At 44.2% G+C, this 22,505-nt stretch carries 28 protein-coding genes, 1 pseudogene and 2 riboswitches; of the genes and pseudogenes, 17 read left to right on the plus strand and 12 right to left on the minus strand.

Features of this window, described 5'->3' with window-relative positions:
- Positions 1-4: 4 nt before the first annotated feature.
- The 5 genes from ACHZBG_RS13045 to ACHZBG_RS13065 form a co-directional block, all read right to left on the minus strand.
- On the minus strand, positions 5-1,249 hold the full coding sequence (locus ACHZBG_RS13045) for an alpha-L-fucosidase (protein WP_320129900.1): 1,245 nt from the start codon (positions 1,247-1,249) through the stop codon (positions 5-7).
- 17 nt (positions 1,250-1,266) lie between these two features.
- The gene (locus ACHZBG_RS13050; RefSeq protein ID WP_320129901.1) at positions 1,267-1,980 is read right to left on the minus strand and encodes an FCD domain-containing protein; all 714 of its coding nucleotides are present in this window, start codon (positions 1,978-1,980) and stop codon (positions 1,267-1,269) included.
- A gap of 14 nt (positions 1,981-1,994) precedes the next feature.
- Entirely contained in the window at positions 1,995-2,837 is an 843-nt protein-coding gene (locus ACHZBG_RS13055; RefSeq protein ID WP_320129902.1) for a carbohydrate ABC transporter permease, read from the minus strand.
- Complete coding sequence (locus ACHZBG_RS13060) at positions 2,837-3,826, minus strand: sugar ABC transporter permease (RefSeq protein ID WP_320129903.1); 990 nt, start codon at positions 3,824-3,826, stop codon at positions 2,837-2,839. The genes ACHZBG_RS13055 and ACHZBG_RS13060 overlap by 1 nt, the downstream gene beginning before the upstream one ends.
- Before the next feature lie 84 nt (positions 3,827-3,910).
- Complete coding sequence (locus ACHZBG_RS13065) at positions 3,911-5,254, minus strand: sugar ABC transporter substrate-binding protein (RefSeq protein WP_320129904.1); 1,344 nt, start codon at positions 5,252-5,254, stop codon at positions 3,911-3,913.
- A gap of 364 nt (positions 5,255-5,618) precedes the next feature.
- Positions 5,619-5,718: riboswitch (TPP riboswitch) on the plus strand.
- Between the two features lie 41 nt (positions 5,719-5,759).
- Positions 5,760-5,859: riboswitch (TPP riboswitch) on the plus strand.
- A 61-nt stretch (positions 5,860-5,920) separates the two neighbouring features.
- On the opposite strand from ACHZBG_RS13065, the gene thiD reads away from it, so the two are divergent.
- The 10 genes and pseudogenes from thiD (at position 5,921) to ACHZBG_RS13115 (ending at position 12,241) form a co-directional block, all read left to right on the plus strand.
- Positions 5,921-6,721: a bifunctional hydroxymethylpyrimidine kinase/phosphomethylpyrimidine kinase gene (gene thiD, locus ACHZBG_RS13070; protein WP_320129905.1), complete on the plus strand. Its 801-nt coding sequence runs from the start codon at positions 5,921-5,923 to the stop codon at positions 6,719-6,721.
- A 10-nt stretch (positions 6,722-6,731) separates the two neighbouring features.
- Entirely contained in the window at positions 6,732-7,562 is an 831-nt protein-coding gene (gene thiM / locus ACHZBG_RS13075; protein ID WP_320129906.1) for a hydroxyethylthiazole kinase, read from the plus strand.
- Positions 7,519-8,682 (plus strand): putative hydroxymethylpyrimidine transporter CytX, encoded by a 1,164-nt coding sequence (gene cytX / locus ACHZBG_RS13080; protein WP_320129907.1) that lies wholly within the window; start codon positions 7,519-7,521, stop codon positions 8,680-8,682. Before thiM ends, cytX begins: the two co-directional genes overlap by 44 nt.
- 57 nt (positions 8,683-8,739) lie before the next feature.
- Complete coding sequence (gene thiE / locus ACHZBG_RS13085) at positions 8,740-9,414, plus strand: thiamine phosphate synthase (RefSeq protein WP_320129908.1); 675 nt, start codon at positions 8,740-8,742, stop codon at positions 9,412-9,414.
- A gap of 127 nt (positions 9,415-9,541) precedes the next feature.
- Positions 9,542-9,808, plus strand: a complete 267-nt coding sequence (locus ACHZBG_RS13090) for a hypothetical protein (RefSeq protein WP_320129909.1) — start codon at positions 9,542-9,544, stop codon at positions 9,806-9,808.
- On the plus strand, positions 9,780-10,211 hold the full coding sequence (locus ACHZBG_RS13095; protein ID WP_320129910.1) for a hypothetical protein: 432 nt from the start codon (positions 9,780-9,782) through the stop codon (positions 10,209-10,211). The genes ACHZBG_RS13090 and ACHZBG_RS13095 overlap by 29 nt, the downstream gene beginning before the upstream one ends.
- 53 nt (positions 10,212-10,264) lie before the next feature.
- Positions 10,265-10,426: a hypothetical protein gene (locus tag ACHZBG_RS13100; protein WP_320129911.1), complete on the plus strand. Its 162-nt coding sequence runs from the start codon at positions 10,265-10,267 to the stop codon at positions 10,424-10,426.
- Positions 10,427-10,446: 20 nt separating this feature from the next.
- Positions 10,447-10,983, plus strand: coding sequence for a diguanylate cyclase domain-containing protein (locus tag ACHZBG_RS13105; RefSeq protein WP_320129912.1), 537 nt, complete (start codon positions 10,447-10,449; stop codon positions 10,981-10,983).
- Positions 10,964-11,236 carry a diguanylate cyclase domain-containing protein gene (locus ACHZBG_RS13110; RefSeq protein ID WP_320129913.1) on the plus strand — a complete coding sequence of 91 codons (273 nt, stop codon included), beginning with the start codon at positions 10,964-10,966 and terminating at the stop codon, positions 11,234-11,236. Before ACHZBG_RS13105 ends, ACHZBG_RS13110 begins: the two co-directional genes overlap by 20 nt.
- A 113-nt stretch (positions 11,237-11,349) precedes the next feature.
- Positions 11,350-12,241, plus strand: a pseudogene (locus tag ACHZBG_RS13115) (fructose bisphosphate aldolase).
- Between the two features lie 5 nt (positions 12,242-12,246).
- On the opposite strand, the gene ACHZBG_RS13120 reads toward ACHZBG_RS13115, so the two are convergent.
- The 3 genes from ACHZBG_RS13120 to ACHZBG_RS13130 form a co-directional block, all read right to left on the minus strand.
- The gene (locus ACHZBG_RS13120) at positions 12,247-12,807 is read right to left on the minus strand and encodes a pentapeptide repeat-containing protein (protein WP_320129916.1); all 561 of its coding nucleotides are present in this window, start codon (positions 12,805-12,807) and stop codon (positions 12,247-12,249) included.
- A gap of 216 nt (positions 12,808-13,023) precedes the next feature.
- Positions 13,024-13,365: an ACT domain-containing protein gene (locus ACHZBG_RS13125; protein ID WP_320129917.1), complete on the minus strand. Its 342-nt coding sequence runs from the start codon at positions 13,363-13,365 to the stop codon at positions 13,024-13,026.
- Positions 13,366-13,388: 23 nt separating this feature from the next.
- Entirely contained in the window at positions 13,389-13,613 is a 225-nt protein-coding gene (locus tag ACHZBG_RS13130) for a hypothetical protein (RefSeq protein ID WP_320129918.1), read from the minus strand.
- A gap of 12 nt (positions 13,614-13,625) precedes the next feature.
- Between ACHZBG_RS13130 and ACHZBG_RS13135 the strand changes: the two genes are divergently transcribed.
- Positions 13,626-13,796, plus strand: coding sequence for a hypothetical protein (locus ACHZBG_RS13135; RefSeq protein WP_320129919.1), 171 nt, complete (start codon positions 13,626-13,628; stop codon positions 13,794-13,796).
- A 264-nt stretch (positions 13,797-14,060) separates the two neighbouring features.
- Here the strand turns inward: ACHZBG_RS13135 and ACHZBG_RS13140 are convergent, their stop codons facing one another.
- The 4 genes from ACHZBG_RS13140 to ACHZBG_RS13155 all read right to left on the minus strand — a co-directional run bounded on the left by ACHZBG_RS13140 (position 14,061) and on the right by ACHZBG_RS13155 (position 15,290).
- Positions 14,061-14,555 (minus strand): GGDEF domain-containing protein, encoded by a 495-nt coding sequence (locus tag ACHZBG_RS13140; protein WP_320129920.1) that lies wholly within the window; start codon positions 14,553-14,555, stop codon positions 14,061-14,063.
- 50 nt (positions 14,556-14,605) lie between these two features.
- Positions 14,606-14,761 carry a hypothetical protein gene (locus tag ACHZBG_RS13145; protein WP_320129921.1) on the minus strand — a complete coding sequence of 52 codons (156 nt, stop codon included), beginning with the start codon at positions 14,759-14,761 and terminating at the stop codon, positions 14,606-14,608.
- 84 nt (positions 14,762-14,845) lie between these two features.
- The gene (locus ACHZBG_RS13150) at positions 14,846-15,094 is read right to left on the minus strand and encodes a hypothetical protein (protein WP_320129922.1); all 249 of its coding nucleotides are present in this window, start codon (positions 15,092-15,094) and stop codon (positions 14,846-14,848) included.
- 70 nt (positions 15,095-15,164) lie between these two features.
- On the minus strand, positions 15,165-15,290 hold the full coding sequence (locus ACHZBG_RS13155) for a hypothetical protein (protein ID WP_320129923.1): 126 nt from the start codon (positions 15,288-15,290) through the stop codon (positions 15,165-15,167).
- A gap of 405 nt (positions 15,291-15,695) precedes the next feature.
- On the opposite strand from ACHZBG_RS13155, the gene ACHZBG_RS13160 reads away from it, so the two are divergent.
- Genes ACHZBG_RS13160 through ACHZBG_RS13185 form a run of 6 tightly spaced genes read left to right on the plus strand, consistent with a single transcriptional unit; the run spans position 15,696 to position 22,504 of the window.
- On the plus strand, positions 15,696-16,721 hold the full coding sequence (locus tag ACHZBG_RS13160; protein ID WP_320129924.1) for a glycosyltransferase family 4 protein: 1,026 nt from the start codon (positions 15,696-15,698) through the stop codon (positions 16,719-16,721).
- Positions 16,702-17,862, plus strand: coding sequence for a glycosyltransferase family 4 protein (locus tag ACHZBG_RS13165; protein ID WP_320129925.1), 1,161 nt, complete (start codon positions 16,702-16,704; stop codon positions 17,860-17,862). Before ACHZBG_RS13160 ends, ACHZBG_RS13165 begins: the two co-directional genes overlap by 20 nt.
- A complete protein-coding gene (locus ACHZBG_RS13170; RefSeq protein WP_320129926.1) occupies positions 17,859-19,025 on the plus strand; it encodes a glycosyltransferase family 1 protein in 1,167 nt (388 codons plus the stop codon). The genes ACHZBG_RS13165 and ACHZBG_RS13170 overlap by 4 nt, the downstream gene beginning before the upstream one ends.
- Positions 19,026-19,030: 5 nt before the next feature.
- On the plus strand, positions 19,031-20,308 hold the full coding sequence (locus ACHZBG_RS13175; RefSeq protein WP_320129927.1) for a sugar transferase: 1,278 nt from the start codon (positions 19,031-19,033) through the stop codon (positions 20,306-20,308).
- A 1-nt stretch (position 20,309) separates the two neighbouring features.
- Entirely contained in the window at positions 20,310-21,080 is a 771-nt protein-coding gene (locus tag ACHZBG_RS13180) for a WecB/TagA/CpsF family glycosyltransferase (protein WP_320129928.1), read from the plus strand.
- Positions 21,077-22,504, plus strand: a complete 1,428-nt coding sequence (locus tag ACHZBG_RS13185) for an NDP-sugar synthase (protein WP_320129929.1) — start codon at positions 21,077-21,079, stop codon at positions 22,502-22,504. The genes ACHZBG_RS13180 and ACHZBG_RS13185 overlap by 4 nt, the downstream gene beginning before the upstream one ends.
- The last annotated feature ends 1 nt before the right edge of the window (position 22,505 follow it).

The raw sequence follows: 22,505 nt of genomic DNA on the forward strand, positions 1-22,505 counted from the left end.
CAGATCAGTCCCTGATAGGTTCAAAGCTGACGGTATCACCTTCAATCTCAATGCAAATTACCTGGTCGATTTCCTTTTCCCTTCGTGGTGGCAACTTGATCAACCAACTGCTATCGCCTTCACAAGTTGTCCTTTCCTTCAATGAAAGTGGCAACTTATCAGAAAGCCGATAGGCCTTCAAAGGTTTATTGGCAATATTCAGCAGGTAGGCAATTTCCATTTCCTCAAAGATATGAATGTATAATTTACCGGATTTTCCCGTAAAATATCCCCAATCGATGTCATAGGGATACACAGGAATAGGTTTTGTTCCATAAATACTATCCCCGTTGAGTGCCATGAAGTCCCCTACTTCAGACAGGACCTGTAAGCTTTCAGGAGGAATGTCACCATCTCCTGTTGGTCCGATATTGAGCAGGTAATTCCCACCACGGCTCACTATTTTTACCAATGAACGTAAAATTTTCTCAGGACTTTTCCAGTTTTCATCATATTTATTATAGCCCCAGGTACTGTTGATGGTCGCAGGAACCTCAAAAGCCCCTGGATAGGGCAAAAGTGGAATGAAATTATCTCCGGTGGTCATATAGTCACCCAAGCTATGACCTATCCGGCCACTGATCATACAATGGGGTTGAAGTTCCTTGATAATCGTTCGTAGTTCAGTGGACTCCTGTAAAGTCATATACATGGGAGTGTCGAGCCAGAAAAGACCTAAATCACCATAATTTGTCAATAATTCCTTGATCTGGGGAATGCATTTTGCATCAAGATACGAGCGGAAATTCTTGCCTTCCTCACCGATACCATCCTCACAGCCATCTGGATCGTCCCAATCCTGTGCCTGGGAATAATACAGACACAATACAATCCCGTATTTATCACAGGCTTGCCTGAATTCCGCAATAGGATCACGGCCAAACGGTGAGGCTTCAACGCAATTATAGGAACTCACCTTGGAGTGATAGAGAGCAAACCCTTCATGGTGCTTGCTCGTGAAAACAATATATTTCATGCCGGCATCTTTTGCCAACTTGACAATATAATCGGCATCAAAGTGAGCCGGATTAAATTGAGTTGCCAATTTTTCATACTCTTTGGAAGGTATATGCAGATCATGCATAATCCATTCGGCTATATTCTCCGTTTTTTGGTTCTTGTATTCACCGGCAAGCAAAGAATAGAGCCCCCAATGTATAAACAATCCGAATTTTCCTTCGCTCCACCATTTCCCAACATTCTTTTCCATACTATTTCCTATCTGGTTCATGAGTTTTTTCCCTGGATATTTTGCAATTCCAGGCGATCAAGAACGGTAATGTCATATTGATAAATATATTCATGGGCTGCCAATGCAAAAGATACTTGCTTCTTTTCAAGGGCATTGGCGATATCAAGATGATAGGAGATGGTCTTGAGCCATATCCCAGAAACATTACCAAACATATTGGTATAGCAATCCAGGGAGTCAATCAGGGAAATGACAAGTTGGGATAAGGTTGGACTGCCTCCGCATTCCAACAACGCCAAATGATATTTCCTATCGACCGCTATGGAGAAAATTCCTTGGTCAGCAAGGTCATTCAACTGAATCGCGATTGCTTTTAATTTTGCAATTTGTTCAGGTGTTGCACTTTCTGCTGCTCTTCTTATAGCAAGTTGCTCAAGATTTATTTTTATCTCCAACAAGTCCTTATAGTTGACTTTCATCAGTTTCAGTTGGATTGAATCCGCAGAGACCTCCCGTTTGACAAAGGCTCCCTTGCCGATCAAGCGCTCAAGGATTTGTTCTTTCTCAAGTGCACACAATCCCTGCCTGACGGAATTCCTGCCAATTCCAAACTCAATTGCCAGTTGTCGTTCAGAAGGGAGTTTATCCCCAATCTTCAATCCGTTGCGATATATATAACTAAGGATTGCTTCTGCGACTTTCTCGTGTAAAAGATCCTTGGAAATAGGCTCGATTTCTGTATCATTCATACCTTTCCACCTTGTTATTCCTTGACAGCACCTGCGGTAAGCCCCTCGACTACAAATTTCTGCATGAAAGCAAACATAATGGCAGTGGGCAACAATGCACCGACACCCCCAGCCATGAGCACGCCCCATTTAACATCATATTTTCCTATCAGGGATTTTAGGCCGACAGGGATTGTCCATAGATTTGAAGTATTAATGAAAATGGTACCGGCTATCAACTCATTCCAGGCCCCGATGAAAGCAAAAACAAAAACAGCAACGATACCGGGGAACATAACCGGCAATATTATACGCCGAAGACAACTCATCTTAGTACAGCCATCGATATAGGCAGCTTCCTCAAGGGTATAGGGAATACGCTCAAAAAAACTCCGCATGGTAATTACGCAAAAAGGTAGATTGCTTATCAGATAATAGAAAAAAAGACTCAACCTGGTATTGATCAAACCAAGTTTTGCAAAAATCACGTACAAGGGAATGATTACCAGGATTCCCGGTATCATCTGGGTAACCAAGAAAAATAAAAGCATCGCCGTCTTACCTTTGAATCGATATCTGGCTAACCCATATCCACCAAAAATTGACAACATGGTTACACATAGACCAGTCGCAACCGAAACGATGATACTATTTGCAATCATACCCTTATAGTCATACAGATTAAAAAGCTGGTTGTAATTCTCTGTGGTGACTACCTTGGGGATATAGGTGATCTCCTGGGCATTGATTATTTCTCCATTCGTTTTGATTGAGGTAATAATCATCCAATATATCGGAAGAATGACAAAAAGAAGAAATATGACCAAAAGGACTGCCCTTCCCAGGCCAAACAGGAATTTTGTATATTTATATTTCATTAAAAATCACCTGCCTTATTATATTGGGTTACCTTGAGGAAGATGGTTACATACAAGATAAGTGAAACCATCAAGATTACGCCAAGGGCGGAAGCAAGCCCAAAATCATAGCTGGAAAAAGCCTTTGTATACATATAGGACGGAAGCGTCTGCGAATAGTTTGCAGGACCTCCATTCGTAATCACCACAATGAGATCAAAGGAATTGAAAATCCAAATAGTCCGTAAAAGAATTGTCACGATGACTGTTGGTTTGATATAGGGAAAGGTAATCTCGAAAAACCGACGGAGCACGCCGCATCCATCAATATAGGAAGCCTCATAAACCTCCTTAGGAATTGATTGAAGAGAGGCAAGGATCATGATGGCAAAAAAAGGAATTCCCATCCAAATCATTGCAATAATCACGACTGCCAAGGAAAAACCAGGGGTGCCCAGCCAGGCAATCTTTTCAGAAATCAGATGAAATCTGAGAAGTATATCATTGACCACCCCGTATTCCCCGTTAAAAGACCAACGATGCATCAACCCAATGACAAAAGCGGAGAATGACCAGGGAAGAAAGATAATTGCTTGATACAAGCCCCTGAAAGGGAATCGCTTTTGCAAGGCAAGGGCAAGAGTCAGGCCAAGCAAAAATTGGCCGGAGACGGAAAGAAAAACATAAATAAGAGAATTTTTGACAATCAGGGAGAAATCCGATTCAGAAAATAATTTTTTGAAATTATCGAATCCATTGAATTTGATATTACCCGGTGAAGTCAATTTATAGTTCTGGAACGCCATGGTACTGCAGTTGACCAAAGGATATCCAAATAAAAGAACAAGCAGAACGATAGTGGGAAACAAGAATAGGTATGGTTCCATTTTTCGTTTGGTTGCTGGACTTAGCTGCCTGCGGTTATGCTGGTGAAAATGCTTATTTATGAAAACTATCCCCAGCATGCAAAGCAATGCAACCACTACCAGATAGAAAACGATTATTACCATATACCTCACTCCTTTCATTGCCCATTTGAAAATTGTACTGCAGGCCTTCTTTGACAAAACCTGCAGTACCGATACATTGAAGACCTAGAATAAACCCTTGGGTTGTTCGACGGCAGAACCAGGATTTTCTGCAAGGTAGGCTTTCATGCGACGTCCCAATTCCTTGCTTACATTGGTAAGGGAAACTTCTGCTGATTGTTTACCCAACAGGTATTTCTGCATCTCCTCATGCATCGCTCCCTGGTGCATATCCGTATAGCTGAAAGGCCCAAAAGCGCAGGGAACTACCATATCAGGATCATTGAGTTGTTGAACAAAGGCGGCATAAGGACCTTCGGGACCATAGTACGGATCATCCCCGACTGCAGTCTTGATGGGAATCAACCCAGTAAGTTTGCAATATTCAATATTATTATCGGGTCTTGTAAGGAATTCAATGAGCTTCCAAGAGGCTTCTTTATTCGTTGAAGTAGAAGAAATGGAATAGGCATAGGGGGAATTTACCGTATTGTAGATTTTCCCGTCCTTATCGCTCTTTGGCATGGGCATAACCATCCATTGATCGGAAGTCATGTTCTCAAGGCAAGTAGCTGCTACTTCGGAATCATTTATAAGCGTACCTGTCAAACCTCCGCAAAAATTATTTACCATTTCGACAAATCCCCAGTTGATAGCATCTTTTGGCGCACATCCATCAAGATACAAGGCATTCCATCGTTTATAGGCTGCAAGACATTCTGCTGAATCAAATAAGGCAGATCCATCAGCAGCGTAGGCGGAGCCTCCATTATAGCTTTCCATGTATACGAACAAGGGATCAAAAGCACCTCTGGATCCTCTAAAAGAAACACCATAATGATTTTTTGCAGGATCAGTCAATTTATAGACTGTGTCAAAATATTCACTGTAGGTCCAGCCTTTTTTGGGATCAAGCTTCAAACCTGCGTCTTTTGCCCAATCCTTACGTACGAATACCCCTTTTACCATCATGCCATCAGGAATGGTATAGATATTTCCATATAATTCTTTCTCTGCTTTCCAAACCAATTGAGTAACCGTTGAAGCATATTCAGAGGAAGTATTCCCGATATAATCCGTCAGGGGTTCTACCCAACCAGCTTCGGTAAATTGTCCAAGCCAACCAGCCCAGGTAGTCATAACATCAGGAAGTTGATTTGAAGCACCAAGAACGGTAAGTTTGTTTGCCGCATCATCCCAGGGAACACTTTCATAGACAACTGAGATTCCTGTTTCCTGTTTGAATTTCTCAAATGTCTTCGTAAAGTACTCTTGCCGGGTAGGACTTGGAGATACATCGATAAACCGCAACTGTTTTGTTTCCGGTTTTTTCTCTGCAGTTGGGGCGGCCATCAGGCTTCCCGTTACGAAAACCAAAGCACATAGCAATACCAGAATTTTCTTTGACATCAGATAACCCTCCTTAGGCTATAAAAACATCTATCTCTACTATCCAAGGCAACAAGGTGACTTGGGTATAAAGCGAAAAAGAAAAGTGAAGAAGAAACCAATCATATGCATCTTTATTAGAACCAATACTGGGTATATATTCTTGTTTTTCTCAACATTTCTGGCATTACTGGTTCTTTTATAGAACCACTTAACATACAAAGAATATCATAGCTCCACTAATTTGCAAGAAAAACCATCATACTATTTTAGTGAATTGCATAGTTATTTTGATTGGACTCTTCCAGGTAACACAAGGATACCCCAAAATATCCTCGGGAGGTTTCAGCTTGACAAAGTTATTCCCCTTGCCTATACTCGGCTCATATTCATGCGGGGGGACTCTTCGGAGTTGAGAAGGCTGAAACCTGACCCTTTGAACCTGTCAGTTAATACTGACGTAGGGAAGCAAAGTACTGATTCAACTCATACAGCTCCCTACAGGGGAGTTTTTTTTATATTTATTTTTTGAACGCGGGGGGACTCTTCGGAGTTGAGAAGGCTAAAACCTGACCCTTTGAACCTGTCAGCTAACACTGGCGTAGGGAAGCAACCACATCAAGGAACTTGAAATAGGTGCTTACCCTCTGGGTAGGCACTTTTTTTATAAAAAGGAGTATGAGAAGTATGAAACAAGCATTGTCCATCGCGAGTTCCGATTGCAGCGGAGGAGCAGGCATACAAGCCGATCTGAAAACCTTTGCTGCCAATGGAGTCTATGGAATGAGTGTCATCGTCTCGGTGGTGGCCGAGAACACCGCACGGGTAATCGGGGTGGAAGATATCTCACCAACAATGATCGCTGATCAAATCGATGCCATATTTGAGGACATCCCAGTCGATGCAGTAAAAATAGGAATGCTCTCAAAAGCTCCTTGCATGATATCCGTTGCTAAAAAGATCAGGCAATATGCACCGAAGAATGTTGTTATCGACCCAGTCATGGTTGCCAAAAATGGATATTCCCTCATGGATGAGGATGCAGTCGGGACGCTTATACAAGAAATCTTGCCCCTTGCCGACCTCCTTACCCCAAACATTCCCGAGGCTGAAGTGCTCATACAAAAGAAGATACTGACCATTGCAGACATGCAGGAAGCTGCCAAGGCAATATGCTTGATGGGACCCAAGGCTGTCCTTGTCAAGGGAGGGCATCGTATCGAGGATGTTACGGATGTCCTGTACGATGGCAAAAAATTCCATCATTTTTCCGGACATCGCATAGATACAAAGAATACCCATGGCACGGGTTGCACCTACTCTTCGGCAATTGCGGCAAACTTGGCCCTGGGAACAGATATGGTCGAGTCCATACGAAAGGCAAAGGTGTATGTAACAGAGGCAATCGAGCACGCCTTGGAACTGGGGAAAGGATGCGGCCCTACCAATCATTTCTACAAACTCTACAAACAAGGACTTACCCAATAAAGGAATCATCATGCAAACTACCATAGAAAAAGCAATTATAGAGACGCTACAAGCCGTACGTACAAAGAAGCCGATCGTACATCACCTGACTAATTATGTAACAGTCAATGACTGTGCAAATTGTGTCCTTGAGCTGGGAGGATCTCCCATAATGGCAGACGAAATCGAGGAAGTCGAAGAAATTACGGCCCTATCCTCTTCCTTGGTCCTGAATATCGGCACCATCAATGCAAGAACGCTCGAATCCATGATCAAAGCTGGCAAAAAGGCAAAAGAATTGCATCTGCCCATCATTCTCGATCCAGTAGGAAATGGAGCCTCAACCTACAGGACCCAGGCAGTAAAACGAATCCTCGAGGAGGTAGGACCCTCCGTAATTCGAGGAAACCTCTCAGAAATTCGGTGTCTTGCAGGACTTACCTCAAAGACACAAGGCGTCGATGCCTCACAGACCGATAAAGAGACAAGCAGTGAAGTAGCAAGGGAACTTGCGAAAACCCTGGCAAGACAACTGAACTGCATAGTATCCATAACCGGGAAAACTGATTTTATCTCCGATGGAAATCGCACCCTATCCATCCATAACGGACATAGCAGGCTCGCAAAGGTAACAGGAACGGGATGCATGAGTACCTCATTGGTAGGGACTTGTTGCGGGGCGACTTCCGATCTGCTCATGGCAACGACAGCCGGAATACTCTGCATGGGCCTGGCAGGGGAATTGGCACAAGAAGAATGCAGCCAAAAGGGCGAAGGAAGTTTTCATTGTGCCATCCTCGACCAAATAGGAATGTTGGATGCAAAGCAAATTGCAGAACGGGGGAAAATCGATGTCCAATAACAAATGGCAACTATCATCATTCAGTCTTTTCTTGATCTGGTTCGGTGCTGCAATTTCGATTGCAGAGATTCTTACAGGAGGACTCTTATCTCCCTTGGGTTTTTCCAAGGGAATTGCAGCAATTCTGGTGGGCCACCTCATCGGATCGATAATACTCTTTTTTGCCGGGTTTATAGGATCAAGGGAAAGAATGACCGCCATGGAATCCACTCGATTCTCTTTCGGTATCTACGGCTCCTATGGATTCTCGATACTGAACATCTTCCAGTTAGTCCTTTGGGCTGCCATCATGATTGAAAATGGCGCAAAGCTCTTTGACCAGGCAATCGGTTTGCTCTTTGGATATTCCAATATACTATTCTGGAGCATTGCAATCGGAATATGCATTGCAATCTGGCTGTTGGTCGGACTCAAGAACCTTGCAAAAATAAACACCGTTGTCATCGGCTTGTTGTTTCTGTTCTGTATCTTGCTGTTTACCACAGTCATCATGAAAGGACAAAAAGCTGGAACAACGATGCCGGGAACCCTTACCTTTGGACAGGGAGTGGAACTGAATGCGGCCATGTGCCTATCCTGGCTTCCTCTCATCTCTGATTACACCCGTTCTGCAAAACATACCTTCAAGGGTCCCCTATACAGTGTAATCGGCTATTTCATTGCCAGTTCCTTCATGTTCATCCTTGGTCTGGGAGCTGTACTTACCTATGGGGAAACAGATCTCTCACTGATACTTGTATCGACAGGACTTGGGCTTCCCGGTCTGTTCATTGTCTTCTTCTCGACTATCACCACGACGTTTTTGGATGTATTTTCTGCTGGGGTAAGCGCTCACAACCTGAATGGAAAGTGGAAAGAAAACCTATTGGCCTTGTTGGTATGTCTTCTTGCCCTTGTTCTATCAATCCTGGTCCCCCTGGATTCCTTTGAGAACTTCCTGTATTTCATCGGTTCTGTCTTTTCACCGTTGTATGCCTTGCTGTTCACCGATTATTTCATTCTCAAGAGAAAACCAGAACCAAAAAGAAAATGGGACACGTACAATGTAATTCTTTGGTTAATCGGGGGTACTGCTCTATCAAGCCTTGCTGAGCTTCGACAGTTTTGTCGGGACGACTAGCTTGGTCATGTGTTGTACCAGTATTCTTTGCATTCTTGTCAGAAAAGGAGAAACAACATGGAATTTGAGAAAAACCAGATAGATTACTCACTCTATCTGGTAACGGACAGCAACCTCATAGAAAACAGGTCTCTGGAGCGATGCGTAGAGCAAGCGATCAGAGGGGGTTGCACCCTCGTGCAACTCAGGGAAAAAGAACTTGAGTCCAAGGATTTCTTGAACCTTGCACATAAGTTGAAAACGCTCTGCGACCGCGAAGGAATCCCCCTGCTTATAAACGACCGCATAGACATTGCACTGGGTGTGGATGCAGCTGGGGTCCATGTCGGACAAAATGATTTTCCTGTTGCCCTTGCACGAAAACTTTTGGGAAGCACAAAGCTTCTCGGAGTTTCCGTACAAACCAAGCAACAGGCCCTGCAAGCAGAACAGGAAGGAGCAGACTATCTCGGTGTCGGGGCAATGTATTCGACCAATACGAAGAAAGATGCGACATTGGTATCTTTAGAAGAACTTGAAGCCATAACCAATTCAGTCTCCATACCTGTCGTAGCCATAGGAGGAATGAACAAACAGACGATTCCCTGTTGTGCAAAAACAGGAATAGATGGAGTTGCAGTTGTTTCGGCTCTCTTGACCTCCATTGATATCACGGGAACTGCCAAAGAATTGAAAACTCTCTTTCTTGACACCCAAAAAGAATATAAAGAAACTGTCAGAGGTGTGTTATAAGTAAAAAAACATAAAAATAGCAAAACTCTTCACCAAATCAACTGCATCCGTACCCTTTTTCCTTTGAGGTTATGCCCTAGGACATGCTATGATGTGTATAGCCTGCCCTATAGGGAGAGATCGACGAATGAATACCAAGAATCTCGGACCAACCAGATACATCATTCAGTCTGTAATTCTTGCATTGGTAGTTCTTATTTTCCTGGTTTGTGTTGTCTTTGATTCCTTTCTTCAAACAGAACCTCTGCAAAACGAAAAAAATATTTTCCTTGATTCTGGGTGGACCATACGTATTGACGGAAAAACCCTAGCAGAGAATCAGACCTTGCCCTATTTGATCAAGGGTGAGCTTGTAGGCAAGACCTGTGAAGCTTCCCCTTACGCTTCCCCTTGAGTTTCCAAACCACAATACCTGTCTCTCTCTGGAAACGGGAATGACCTCCCTTGAAGTACTTGTAGAAGGAGAATCTCTTTACCGGTTCGATGCTACAGGTTCTCCTTGGATACGTCCGGTCTATGGCGGTGGATACTCACATTTTATCCGCTTGCCAGACTGGACACGGGGAAAAAAACTTGTACTGAGAATGGTATTCTCTTCCAACAATTCCTTTGCGGGACATATTGCTGCACCTGAACTGGGAAGCAAAGCCTCAGCGCTTCTGGATCAGCTGGTTGAATGGCCATCCCTTGTCTTTGGTTATTCCTTCTGCCTTTTGGGGGCCATATGCCGTCGTGGTAGCCTTGACGTTCAGAAAAGGGAAAGGAACGGGACAATCTGTTCTATTTCGGATGGCTAGAAATTGCCTTGGGAGCCTGGGTCTTTACCCAAAGTTGCAGCAAACTCTTCTTTATGCGAAACCCTGCCATTCCCATGAACTTCAGTCTTGCCGCACTCTATCTACTTCCGTTCTTTCTATCAAAGTTTGTCTGTGTTTCCTATCAAGTGGGAAGTACTGAAAAAAAAACTTTGCAACCTATCGATCATCTTCCCCATAGCATACGTTTTTCATAGGAATTCTTCAGCTTCTGGGAATGATGCAATATACGGACCTGCTTATTTATGCAGGAGGCGCGTTGGTACTTTTCCTCTTGGCTTTTTTTATTGCCAGCTGTATTGATTATTCCAGGGGCAACAAAGCCCTTGGCTCCTTCTTGTTAGCCATTTTCATTCTCCTTGCATCAGTCATCAGTGAAGAGTTGCTTCTATTTTTAGGAATAATACTGCGTAATGCCGTTATTTTTCATATCGGGATGTCACTCAGTGGAATAATTCTCTTCTGGCATAGTGCCCAGATTATCAAGGAAGGCAACCTAAACAAATTCAAGGAGAAAATGCTACTGGATATGGCTTTCACCGATTCCCTGACAGGCTTGAAAAACCGGAGTGCCTATGAAAAGAGGATCCAGGGTATCATAGATACAAAGAAAGACATTGAAGTCATAGGGGTCCTGCTCATGGATGTAAACAATCTCAAGAAGATCAATGACTCCTTCGGCCATTCAGAGGGTGACCGGGTCCTGAAACATTTCTCCAAGGAAATTGAAGAGGATGATGCCCAGCCAAGCTGAAATCTACAGGATTGGAGGTGATGAGTTCGTGTGTCTCATCCCCAGGACAACAGAAGAAAACTTGCAACGATTCGCCGCGAAAATCGAAACAAGGAAATTTTCCGATACCTATAGCGTGGCCGTCGGATTCTCCATCTTCATACCCAGAAAAAAAGAAAAGTTCAACAGCATCATACACAAGGCAGACTCTTCAATGTATACCTGTAAGAGCAGGATGAAGCAAACGGACAGTAGTATCTACAATACGTTGTAGCTCGGTCACTGATTATTCTGTTTCAACTTTTCTATCATCAAAAAATCTTTTTCACTGGATTTATTTCCAAGCAATCATTACCTTTAGTAGTGTTAACGAGAAGGAAGTACCAAGTGAACAAAAAACAATTGAAACGCATGCAAACAGGAAAAGGCTTTATAGCAGCCTTGGATCAGAGTGGCGGAAGTTACACCAAAGGCATTGCTCCAGTATGGGGTTTCAGAAGAATTCCTATACAAATGAAGAGCAGATGTTTTCCCTCGTACATGAAATGAGAAAACGAATAATTACCAGTCCTGCTTTTTCCTCAGAACATATACTCGGTGCCATCTTATTTGAGAACACCATGGACCGAACCATAGAGGATGTCTTTACCGCCGATTTCCCTCTGGGATAAAAAAGGCATTGTGCCTTTCTTGAAAATTGACAAGGGAATGGACAGCCATTGAAAATGGGGTACAACTCATGAAGCCCATCCCAAACCTTGACCAATTGCTTGATAGAGCCGTCGAAAAACATATTTTTGGAACAAAGATGCGTTCTGTCATCAAAGAAGCCAACATGAAGGGCATCAAGGATATCGTGGACCAACAGTTCTCACTGGCAAAACAAATTGCCGCAAAGGGACTGATTCCTATCATTGAACCGGAAGTTGATATCTTCAGCAAGGATAAGGAAGCCTCCGAGATACTCCTGAAGAAAGAGATTCTTGCCCATCTGGCAGCATTGCCAGACGAAACGAAAATCATGTGCAAATTGTCCATTCCCACCATTGATGGCTTTTATTCGGATCTGATGAAAGATCCCCATGTAGTTCGGGTAGTGGCATTGTCAGGTGGCTACAGCCAAGTAGAAGCAAATCAGCGTCTGACAAAAAACCCCGGGCTCATCGCCAGTTTCTCACGGGCTTTGGCACAGGGGTTGTCTGCACAACAGTCGAAACAAGCTTTCGATGATATGTTGCAAGCTTCGATACTTGCCATCTTCAAGGCGTCAATTACCTAGAATAGCTAGCATAGTAGGCAAACCCAAGTTGCAATTCCTTCCGGGGAAAAGTAGCTTGGGTTTTTTATGCATCTGCATTCTTTATTGATCACTCCCAACATCCTGGATAGCTCGGCTGCCTGGATAAGATCGACAACAACTCCCTTGAGCTCCAATGCCGAGGGAGAGACATGGATGGAAGAAAACTCACAGGCAGAAAAGTCCACTCCCTTCAGGGGTGTCTGGGAAAAATCAGTCCCGATGAAACTGACTTTTGAGAGTTGCAAATCCTTGAGAGTACATCCACAGAAAAAAGCATCCTTGAAAGATCCTCTTGCAATCGTACAGGTATCAAACTTTACCGCGGTAAAATTTGCCAGATCCAGATTGCAATTCTTCAATGAGACCTGAATCATCCTGCTATCTGCGAAGTTTGCCCCGATGCCCTTTGAGTCGATGAATTCACAAGACCGGAAGAGACTGTCTGAAAAATTCCTGTTTGAAAAATCACAAGACTCAAATCGAACTTCAATGAAAGAAGTTTTCTCAAGCAAAGCGTTCTCAAACGAACATCCAGAGAACACCACCCTGGGGAAAAGGAAAGACCTGACATATCCGCATCACCGAAACAAATATTTTGAAATACCTTGAAGAAACGGAAAGATCCCATTCCCTACAGTTCCTGTAGGCAGACAGAAAAATCAGTACAGGATTCCAAAGAAAGCACATCCAGCGAGAGTTTTATTTTTTTAGCCATTTTTCTACTACCTTTCACTTCTCATACAATTGTATATCCCGCTTTTTCAAGTGCCTTGAGTGCTTTTTCGAAGAACATAGCCCTTGACCAGGATATAATCGGTAGCAAAAGTCGATACGGCAAAGAGAGGTATGGAATTCTCTGCCAGGATATTGGAAAGCTTTGCCAGGATACCGACCAAGGAAAAATCCAGGATTCCGGCAACCTTGAACCCTTTCCAGCCATCATCCCTGGCAAGGGGATTTTTGGGCGCATGGGATACAGAACAAACTACCGAGATTTCTTCAAGAGTCTTCGCAATAAAGCAAAAAGAATCGGTAGTGTCTATTTCAGACAGATTACTGACCTGACAAATACAAAAATCATTGTCCAGTATAGTAAGTTCCATGAAGAAATCTTCCACCTTTATTTTTAGAAAGCCCTTATTGGACGAACCAGGAACATCTCAGTTTTTTCGATTCTTCCCTGCACTCCTGCATAGAACCCTTGGGCCCAGGCTCTTTTTTGATCATACTCTGTAGAAGTCCAATAACCATAACCTATTCCCATGAATTCCCCAAGCTGGTTGGTCGAATATTGCCGGTATAACAGGTCAAGTTCCTCTTGGGAAGGGAGAAACCAGTCAGAATTATCCATTGAGCTCCAAGTTTGCACAGTAAACAGCCCGCGGAGGGCGAGTCTCCCCTATTTGATTGCCTGGCCACTATTTTCTCGGTATTGGATTTTCCGGCCCCGATAGCCGAGGAAGTTGAAGAAGACAACGTTGGCACTCCCCAAGGAAGCATCGTCTGTGCAGAGAAAGGACAAACCTCAAGATAACGCCATTCCGTCGGTTACTGCTCCCTTATCGTAAAACACCAATCCTTTGGCTGGCCCTGTCTGACCTGTCAGGTACGCATTGGATTGTGAAAAGGCAACTCCGCAAGAAACGAAGACCAGGAATAAAAAAAGTGTGGTGTATTTTCCAGTCTGGAACCAATCAATGACTACCCCTAGTCTTCATCGTCATACGAAGTATGAATAACATCAGTATAAATCATATAACCACCCCGTTCCCGTTCCTTGACAGCAAAGGTTGCTATCTCAGCTCGCTTGATCAAGGTGTTGATATCGTCGCCATGTTCGGGAAACAAGGAAATGCCGATACTTTGCCGATACAGTGATATCTTTTTCAAAAACTGTAAAGGGAGTGGAAAATACCTGGTTTAGCTTCTTGGCAATTGCCAGGACATCCCTTCGATTTCGTATCCCGTTGAGTAGGGCAATGAATTTGTCACTTCCCAGTCGACATACCAAATCACTCTTTCTCAATTGAATCTTGGTCCTATTTGCCACAATCTGGAGAATCCGGTCACCGGTCTTATACCCATAGGTTTCGTTGATTGCAGAAAAGTGGTCAAGATCCATGACCAAGAACGCAACGATATCCTCGTTGTATCGAGCTTGGGAGATTGTAAGCTTGGCCTGATCCTGGAAAAAATTTCGGTTTGGCAAACCGGTAAGGATATCCTGGGTGGCAAGAAACGAAAGCTTGTCGTCAAGTTTTTTCTGAAAAGTAATATCTTCAACCGATACCATCGTAATACTTCTGTTCTCCCTTTGCATCGAGCACGGCACGAACAGTATCCCTAACCCAGATTACCTGACCATCGTATCCGCTCTATTTCATAGACCAGACCATGGATAGTGTTGTCTCGCTTGATAATATCCAGCCAGGTATGTTTCTCATCAAGATCATTGAACATGGAAAAATAGTTATCGGAAAGAAGAACTTCAGGGTTCAAGGCATGAAACATGGTAACAAACGTCTATTCAAGGCAAGGAAATTTCCTTCGGTATCGATACGATAGAGACCGGTGGGAACACTATCAAAGAGTGCAACTTCCTCCATTTTGCTCTGAATCTGTGTCAAAAGATTCTCCCTCCAAGCTTTTCTCTTGCTCCATTACGGTACTCAAAACCTCAAGGACCTGGTTGATTTCCGTAGCCGTAGCATTGGGGGATTCAATCAACATTGTCTGCAGGTGTCTATTGTCACTGGAATCAACAGGCTTCTCCAGTTCAGATACGAGAATGATGTATTGGATCGATCCTACTTCCTGTAGTTTTTTCACCATATTCTCAATCGAATAAAAGTCCTTCATATCAGCAAGAGAATCGCTACATCAAAATGGTTGCGTTTGACACTCAACAATCCATCAGCCATGCTATCGACACAAGTAATGGACCGACTGTCTTCTCAAGAATTTCAACGACCGATCGTTTTACTTCAGAGTTTTCCGCTATTGCTATCAGACGCATTGAATCAACCATGTCTAAACTCACCTTCCAAATTCATTATTCCTGTTGAGAGGCTGGTCTGTCAATTAAATCCGTAGGCTAAAAGGAAATTACCACACAGAACCTACATACTTTTACGGGTATCATAAAGAAAAAGATTCCTAGCGTATGCTGTTTTTATCATATATAATCAGGGTATATGGACAAGAAAATACATATTATCCATGTCCCACGTCGATTTGTGACCAACGAATGGGGAGGATCAGAGACTTTCGTAGCCGAAACCTCATCACGCCTTGGGAAAAAAAGGCTACCAAATGGAAATTTTTACGTCCAAGGCACTGGATAAAACAGATTTTGAGCTGTATAGGGACATTCCCATCAGGCGGTTTTTCCTATTTTTATCCATATCTGGGATTATCAAAAAAGTCTCGGTCAATGTTGGACAAAAAGGCTGGCAATCTTTTTTCCTTCTCCTTGATGCATGCTTTGCAGAAAACCAAGGGTATCGATATCATCCATCTGGACACAGGTAAGCGCCTGGGAGGAATTGTTCGATATTGCGCCCGAAAAAAAAACATTCCCTATGTCATTTCCCTGCATGGAGGAAACCTTGCAGTTCCCAAGGAAGAACAAGAGACTTGGACTGAACCTACAAAAGGCACCCTTGAATGGGGTAAAATTCTGGGACTTTGGGTAGGATCCAGGCGCGTTCTTGACGATGCGGCGGCTATACTCTGTGTCGGAAAAGATGAATACACATCTATGATCAAGAAATTTCCCAATAAAAAAGTCGAGTACTTGCCCAACGGTGTGGATATCGAAAGATTTTCAATCGGCAATGGACCTTCGTTTCGAAAACTTCATGGCATTTCCCCTGATAGTTTCGTCTTTCTGACGGTTGCCAGGCTGGATGTCCAGAAAAACCAACTGGGATTGGTCAGGCAACTTCCATCCATACTTGAGAAAATCCCAAATGCCCATCTGGTTTTTCTTGGTCATGTTACCAGTAAGGAATATGTCGAGACCCTCACTACCGAGGCAAAGAATCTTGGGGTATGGGACAGAGTTACCCTTATAGGGGGCATCCCCTACAGCAGCACCGAATTGGTCGATGCCTACCATAGTGCGGATTGCTTTGTACTACCCTCACTGCACGAACCTTTTGGAATGGTTGTATTGGAAGCCTGGGCCAGCGGAAAACCCGTAGCCGTTTCAAAACGGGGAGGCCTCGTATCTTTGGTCTCTGACGGCAAGGATGGAGTATTCTTTGACCCAGAGTCCCCAATTGAAGCTTCTACAAGCATTTCTTCAGTATTATGCAACCTTGCAGGAAATCCGGACCTACAAAAAGAACTCGGGAAAGAAGGCCTGAAAACAGCAACGGCAGACTATAGCTGGGATACCATTACAAGTCGCCTGGAGAAAATCTATAGGAGTATCAATGAGAATTCTTTTTCTTAACACGACCGGAGGCTATTTCGGTGGCGTAGAACAAAACATCGCCTTAGCAGCCAAAGGACTGTCTGACAAAGGGCATATTTGTATATTTGCCTGCAAGAAAAACTCATCCGTTGACCAACAGCTTTTTAATTCGCTGTTTGAATCAACGTGGGAGCTAGGTCCCACTTCCCTGGTTTCAATACTTACTCAGACAAAACCTGAGGTAATCTACGTTCACAAGTTCGATGATATAGGAAGCGTAAGAAGCGCAGCCAAAAACCTCCCCATAGTCCGTATGGTTCATGACCATGACCTCTATTGTCCACGCAAACACAAGTACTATTTCTTTTCCCACGCTATATGCACCAAAAAGGCGGGATTTTGTTGTTATCTTGATCTGGCCTTTCTCGAGAAAGGACCTAAGGGCATCGGTTTTTCTTCTATTGGAACTAAGCTCAAGGAGCTGGACCAGAACCGCAAGCTCGATACCTTGATTGTTGGAAGCAACTACATGAAAGGCGAATTGCTCCGCAACGGTTTTTCTGACAACCAGACAGCCCTACTTCCTCCCTGCGTCGCACCTTTTCCAGAACCCCTGAAAGAACAGCCAAAAAAAAATACAGTACTGTTTGTGGGACAGTTGATCAGGGGAAAGGGGGTCGATACCCTCATCAAGGCTTTTGCCCTGCTGAAGGATAAACTATCTTCTTCCGTGACGCTTGAAATCCTGGGGACAGGCAACGACCTGGGAAACCTCGAAGCACTTGTACAGGAAGAGGAACTATCAAAAATCGTGAAATTCATTGGATGGATCTCGCATGACCGGCTTGTCGATTTCTATGACGGGGCCTCACTTGTAGTCGTACCCTCCCGTTGGCCTGAACCCTTTGGGATGGTCGGGGTTGAGGCTATGCTACGCCAGCGCCCGGTAGTGGCAAGCAATGTAGGTGGAATATCTGACTGGCTCGAGGATGGAAAAACAGGATTTCTGGTTCCTTCGAACGATCCACAGGCTTTTGCCGACAAGATGTTGATTTTGTTGCAAGACAAAGAACTTGCACAAAAATTCGGGAAAGCCGGTTACAGGAAAGCTGAGACACTATTCTCCTTTGACTCCTATTGCGAAAAGCTTGAAAACATATTGATGGGGAAAAGCATATGATAAAAATTGGCTGCCCAAGTTTTGGAACCGATTGCGGACGTTCAGGTATCGGTAGCTATTTCAGGGAGCTTCTAGACCGATTCGATCAAGCTCCCTATTCACAAGACTACTCATTTGAGCTAATAGGGCCGGAAAAAGACAAAGAATACTATCTTGAAGGAAAGAAAAATATTTCCTGGTACCAAGTTGAGAATGTCGATGGTTCCCCTATGCAGAATTTCTTCTGGAACCAGTTCAAGCTTCCAAAAATCTGCAAGGAACGGCACTATGACCTCTTGTTCCTTCCTGCGGCAAACAGAAGGATATGTGGTTGGGCCCCGTGTCCCATTATCGGAACCGTCCACGACCTGGCAACCTTGCACCTCAAGAACAAATATGATTTCTCCCATGCAGTCTTCAACAGGAATATGCTCCCTTTTCTTATCAGAAGACTGGACAGTATTATAACGGTAAGCCAATTTTCCAAGGACGATATCGTCAAATTTGCAAAAGTGCCCGAGAAACGGGTTACTGTCATCCCCCTCGCGGCAGATAGCAAACGGTTCTACCCAAAAAAAGACAGGAAGGTTATCAAAGACAGGATAGCAAAGAAGTTTTCCATAACAGAGCCCTATATCCTGTACATTTCCCGCCTTGAACACCCAGGGAAGAACCATGTGAACCTCATCAAGGCTTTTGACCTTTTTCGCCAGGAAACAACTATCCCTTACCAGCTTGTTCTTCCCGGTCCAGACAAAGAACGCTCAGAGGAGATTCATACTGTTGCCAAGGCCTCTCCTTTTTCTCACGACATTAAATTCCTGGGTTTCATCGATAATGACGACGTAGCAGATCTGTATAGGGGTGCGGAATTGTTTGTCCTTCCCTCCTTCTTTGAAGGCTTCGGATTGCCCGTCTTGGAAGCCATGGCTTGCGGGACTCCCGTCATTACTTCCGACGCTGCCTCGCTCCCTGAAGTAAGCGGTCCCCATACCCCTCATTTCCCTCCGGATAGCTGTGAACAAATGAAAGCGGCAATGAAAAAGGTATTGGGCAGTAAAGAAACCAGGAATCTGCTCTCCGAGCAAAGCCTTGCCTGGGCTAATTTATATTCCTGGGATAAAACAGTTGCACAAACCCTGAGCGTCTTTGACAATGCACTGAAACAAGGCAAAAAAAGGTGAGTAGTATGGATGCATATGTAATTATTGTGGCAGGTCCATCAATTCCCCGTGCAAAAAAGTTCGCAGAAACCTTGGCGAAAAGGCTTCCCAAGGCAATCGCTGTCGACTGTCATTCATTTCTGCCTTCAGGTAAAACCCCTGAGGAAGCTTCCCTTCTCCTCTCTAAAGAGTATCTTTTGCAAAAGATAAAACAAGACTATACGGAACCCTTCCTTATCATCTACAGCGACAACATCCTTTCCAGGTCAGCCTTCAGACAGATTGCAAGCCTGAAAGTATATGTCGAGGTTGATGACCTTTCTTTAACCTCCGAGGCCCTCTTGCATTACAAGGATTCGAAAAAGATAGCAAACCAATCAGGCAAGGGTACAAAAAGTGAGGTAGGGCTCTCAGCGGATATCCAGAGAATTATCAGCACCAATCAGGAACGTATCGAAACTGAAGTATTCTCCTCAAAACCCTATGCAGATATTGTCATTGAACAGGATGAAGTAGCAGAGGAAGCCGTCATCAGCATTGTACGATACATCCAAAGGACAGATCCGCGGGAAAACCAAAAAAAGCTTTCTGAGGATGAACGGGAAAAGAGAATCCTACAGATGGAAAAACAGCTGGAAAGTTCGATTTTCAAAACCAGAAAGGCAAAGGTCAAGCGAAAACTCTGGACCAATGTCATCAAGGCAACCTTGGCTGTCAAACGAATCATTGACATCGTCGTATCCCTTTCGGCCTTGTTGCTCCTCTCCCCCCTCTTTGCCATTGTGGCTCTCTGCATCAAGCTAACCGATGGAGGATCTGTCATCTATGTCCAGACACGCATCGGAAAACAGGGAAAACCCTTTCCCTTTCCCAAATTCCGTTCCATGGTCATAAACGCAGACAAAATGAAAGACAACCTACTAGGACAGGCAGAGCGTAAGGGCGATGTCACCTTCAAAATGAAAAAGGATCCCCGCGTTACCGGAATCGGACGCTTTATTAGACGATTCAGTATCGATGAACTGCCCCAGATATGGTGCGTGCTCAAGGGGGATATGTCCATTGTCGGTCCCAGACCTCCCGTCCCAAGGGAAGTCGCCCTCTATACCCAGGAAGACCGCCGTCGACTGGAGGTCACTCCAGGCCTTACAGGAATCTGGCAGGTAAGCGGAAGATCGGATATTGGATTTAAGCAACAGGTTGAGTTGGATGTCCTGTACATCGAAAGCCATGGCTTCTGGCTCGACCTCAAGTTGATCTTCAAGACCATTCCTGCCGTACTGACAGGAAAGGGAGCCTATTGATATGGATAAACCGAATGCTGGCGTATTCAACCTCCTTGGCATACCCATTCTCAATATAACCATGCAACAAGCTCTCGACCTATTGTTCTCATCCCTAGGCCCCCAATCGAAAACCCAGGAAATTCACTTTGTAAATGCCCATTGCATCAATGTAGCGGCAAAACAAGCCCAATATCTTGAAATATTACAGAATGCAAAGGCAATTTTTCCCGATGGCACGGGAATAAGGAAAGCCGGTGATACACTGGGAACCCCGATTATCGACAATGTCAACGGAACTGATATGTTTCCTTTGCTCTGTGAGCGTTGCGCAGCAGAAGGCAAGACGCTCTATTTACTTGGAGCAGGGCCGACAATAGCCCAGAAAACTGCCCAATGGGCAAATGACCATGCAAAAAAAGCTATTGTTGCAGGCTATCAGGACGGCTTTTTCTCCAAGGGAGAAGAACCCAATGTGATTTCAAGAATCAATGCTTCAAAGGCTGACTTCCTGCTAGTTGCAATGGGAGTGCCCCGTCAAGAACTCTGGATCCATGAACAGAGGGATCTTTTGACTGTACCCGTCTCCATGGGAGTCGGGGGCTTGTTTGACTTCTATTCAGGCTCCATAGCCAGGGCCCCTACCTGGATGAGAAAAATAGGAATCGAGTGGGTTTGGCGTTTGATCATGGAACCTAGACGCATGTGGAAGCGATATGTTATCGGCAATGCTGAGTTCCTGCTTCGAATTCAAAAAATCAAACGAACTAAAAGGGAGATCAACAACCAATGAAAGCTATCTGTGATTTTACCAAAATCCCCCTATTCCAGACCAATGGGGAACCATTTGAGCATCCTGCATGCTTTCTCCCAATCCTGGGAAAGCCCTTTGTACAACATATCATTGAATATATCGAAAGATCGGGTATTCACGAAGTATTGATTTTTCTTTCTCAATATGCAGATGAACTGGAACAACTTATTGGGGATGGCGAACGATGGGGAATTTCCATAACCTATTCCCTGCTGAAGAAAACCACCCAGATATCCGAGCGCATAATTACCAGCGAAGCAATCGCCGAGGATGAGTTGTTCCTGTTTTGCAACAGCCTGCAGCTTCCCTTTTTTTCGAAAAACCATCTTCTGGAACCAATGCGTTTCAGCGATGAGAAAAGCGACAAGGACCTTTTATGGAGCGTATGCACGAAAGCTATCCTGATTCAAGGAACAACCGAGGAATTGCAAGAGACCAAGGTCTTCTCCTTGGATGTCTGCTCTGCCAATACCTATTTGGAGTCTCTTCACAAAATTCTTGTCAGAAACGGAGAAGGCCTCATCATGATGGGGAAAAAAATCCGGGAAGGAGTATGGACTGGACCAGGTACAAAGATTTCCCCTTCTGCAACAATAGTGGCTCCGGTCTATCTTGGGTCCCAGGTAAATATTAGTTCCAACTCAATTGTCGGTCCCGACTGTGAAATCGGCAATGGCTGTATCATAGATACTGAAAGCAGTGTCATAGGCTCCTCGGTGTTCGCAGGGAGCTATATCGGGAAAAGCCTCTATATCAAGGGATGCCTGGTAAACCAGAACAAAATTCTCAAGGCAGAATTGGACACAGTCTATGCTGCTACCGATGACTTGTTGTTTTCCTCGGTGGAGAGCAACCTACCAAGTGGAACCAAGTTCAAGGCACCTTTTTTTTCGCGATTGCTTGCCTTGGCACTCGCTCTTGTTACTTTCCCGGTATATATTCTGCTTCTCTTATTCCAAGCCCTGGCAGGAAACAAGCCCCTGCATTCAGTTACAATAATCCCCATACCCCAGAAGCTAACTGCAGAAACCCTGTTCAAACCTTTTTCAAGGGAAATCAAGGTTCTTCGAAGTCGATCAGAAACGCAGGGCATTCTATTAAAGCATTTACTGTGGCATCTAATTCCCGGCTTCTGGACAATTGCCTGCGGAAAGGCCAGGTTCTTTGGGACTCCATGGAAAACAACAGAAGAATATTCACATCTTACCAAAGACTGGCAAGGACTTTACCTGCAATCAAAACCAGGAATCATCTCTGAAGCCGATATCCTCTACTTTCAGTATCCATCCGAGGAAATGCTCTTTGCTTCAGAGATGTACTACAAGGTTATGGATACCCCTCGTTACAATGCCAAGCTACTGGGAAAATACCTGAGACTGCTATTTTCCAGAAGAAACGACTAGC

Origin of the sequence: uncultured Sphaerochaeta sp., assembly GCF_963676625.2 — a bacterium.
Lineage (GTDB): Bacteria > Spirochaetota > Spirochaetia > Sphaerochaetales > Sphaerochaetaceae > Sphaerochaeta.

Bases quoted from the DNA above. Each gene is read 5' to 3' on its own strand.
- ACHZBG_RS13045 (WP_320129900.1), bottom strand. From the start codon at position 1,249: ATGGAAAAGAATGTTGGGAAATGGTGGAGCGAAGGAAAATTCGGATTG.
- thiE (WP_320129908.1), top strand. From the start codon at position 8,740: ATGGAATTTGAGAAAAACCAGATAGATTACTCACTCTATCTGGTAACG.
- ACHZBG_RS13055 (WP_320129902.1), bottom strand. From the start codon at position 2,837: ATGAAATATAAATATACAAAATTCCTGTTTGGCCTGGGAAGGGCAGTC.
- ACHZBG_RS13175 (WP_320129927.1), top strand. From the start codon at position 19,031: ATGGATGCATATGTAATTATTGTGGCAGGTCCATCAATTCCCCGTGCA.
- thiD (WP_320129905.1), top strand. From the start codon at position 5,921: ATGAAACAAGCATTGTCCATCGCGAGTTCCGATTGCAGCGGAGGAGCA.
- ACHZBG_RS13110 (WP_320129913.1), top strand. From the start codon at position 10,964: ATGATGCCCAGCCAAGCTGAAATCTACAGGATTGGAGGTGATGAGTTC.
- ACHZBG_RS13165 (WP_320129925.1), top strand. From the start codon at position 16,702: ATGAGAATTCTTTTTCTTAACACGACCGGAGGCTATTTCGGTGGCGTA.
- ACHZBG_RS13125 (WP_320129917.1), bottom strand. From the start codon at position 13,365: ATGGAACTTACTATACTGGACAATGATTTTTGTATTTGTCAGGTCAGT.
- ACHZBG_RS13090 (WP_320129909.1), top strand. From the start codon at position 9,542: ATGAATACCAAGAATCTCGGACCAACCAGATACATCATTCAGTCTGTA.
- ACHZBG_RS13160 (WP_320129924.1), top strand. From the start codon at position 15,696: ATGTTGGACAAAAAGGCTGGCAATCTTTTTTCCTTCTCCTTGATGCAT.
- ACHZBG_RS13155 (WP_320129923.1), bottom strand. From the start codon at position 15,290: ATGGTTGATTCAATGCGTCTGATAGCAATAGCGGAAAACTCTGAAGTA.
- ACHZBG_RS13130 (WP_320129918.1), bottom strand. From the start codon at position 13,613: ATGGATAATTCTGACTGGTTTCTCCCTTCCCAAGAGGAACTTGACCTG.
- ACHZBG_RS13050 (WP_320129901.1), bottom strand. From the start codon at position 1,980: ATGAATGATACAGAAATCGAGCCTATTTCCAAGGATCTTTTACACGAG.
- ACHZBG_RS13185 (WP_320129929.1), top strand. From the start codon at position 21,077: ATGAAAGCTATCTGTGATTTTACCAAAATCCCCCTATTCCAGACCAAT.
- ACHZBG_RS13060 (WP_320129903.1), bottom strand. From the start codon at position 3,826: ATGGTAATAATCGTTTTCTATCTGGTAGTGGTTGCATTGCTTTGCATG.
- ACHZBG_RS13140 (WP_320129920.1), bottom strand. From the start codon at position 14,555: ATGGTATCGGTTGAAGATATTACTTTTCAGAAAAAACTTGACGACAAG.
- ACHZBG_RS13170 (WP_320129926.1), top strand. From the start codon at position 17,859: ATGATAAAAATTGGCTGCCCAAGTTTTGGAACCGATTGCGGACGTTCA.
- ACHZBG_RS13100 (WP_320129911.1), top strand. From the start codon at position 10,265: ATGCGAAACCCTGCCATTCCCATGAACTTCAGTCTTGCCGCACTCTAT.
- ACHZBG_RS13065 (WP_320129904.1), bottom strand. From the start codon at position 5,254: ATGTCAAAGAAAATTCTGGTATTGCTATGTGCTTTGGTTTTCGTAACG.
- ACHZBG_RS13150 (WP_320129922.1), bottom strand. From the start codon at position 15,094: ATGGTGAAAAAACTACAGGAAGTAGGATCGATCCAATACATCATTCTC.
- cytX (WP_320129907.1), top strand. From the start codon at position 7,519: ATGCAAAGCAAATTGCAGAACGGGGGAAAATCGATGTCCAATAACAAA.
- thiM (WP_320129906.1), top strand. From the start codon at position 6,732: ATGCAAACTACCATAGAAAAAGCAATTATAGAGACGCTACAAGCCGTA.
- ACHZBG_RS13105 (WP_320129912.1), top strand. From the start codon at position 10,447: ATGATGCAATATACGGACCTGCTTATTTATGCAGGAGGCGCGTTGGTA.
- ACHZBG_RS13180 (WP_320129928.1), top strand. From the start codon at position 20,310: ATGGATAAACCGAATGCTGGCGTATTCAACCTCCTTGGCATACCCATT.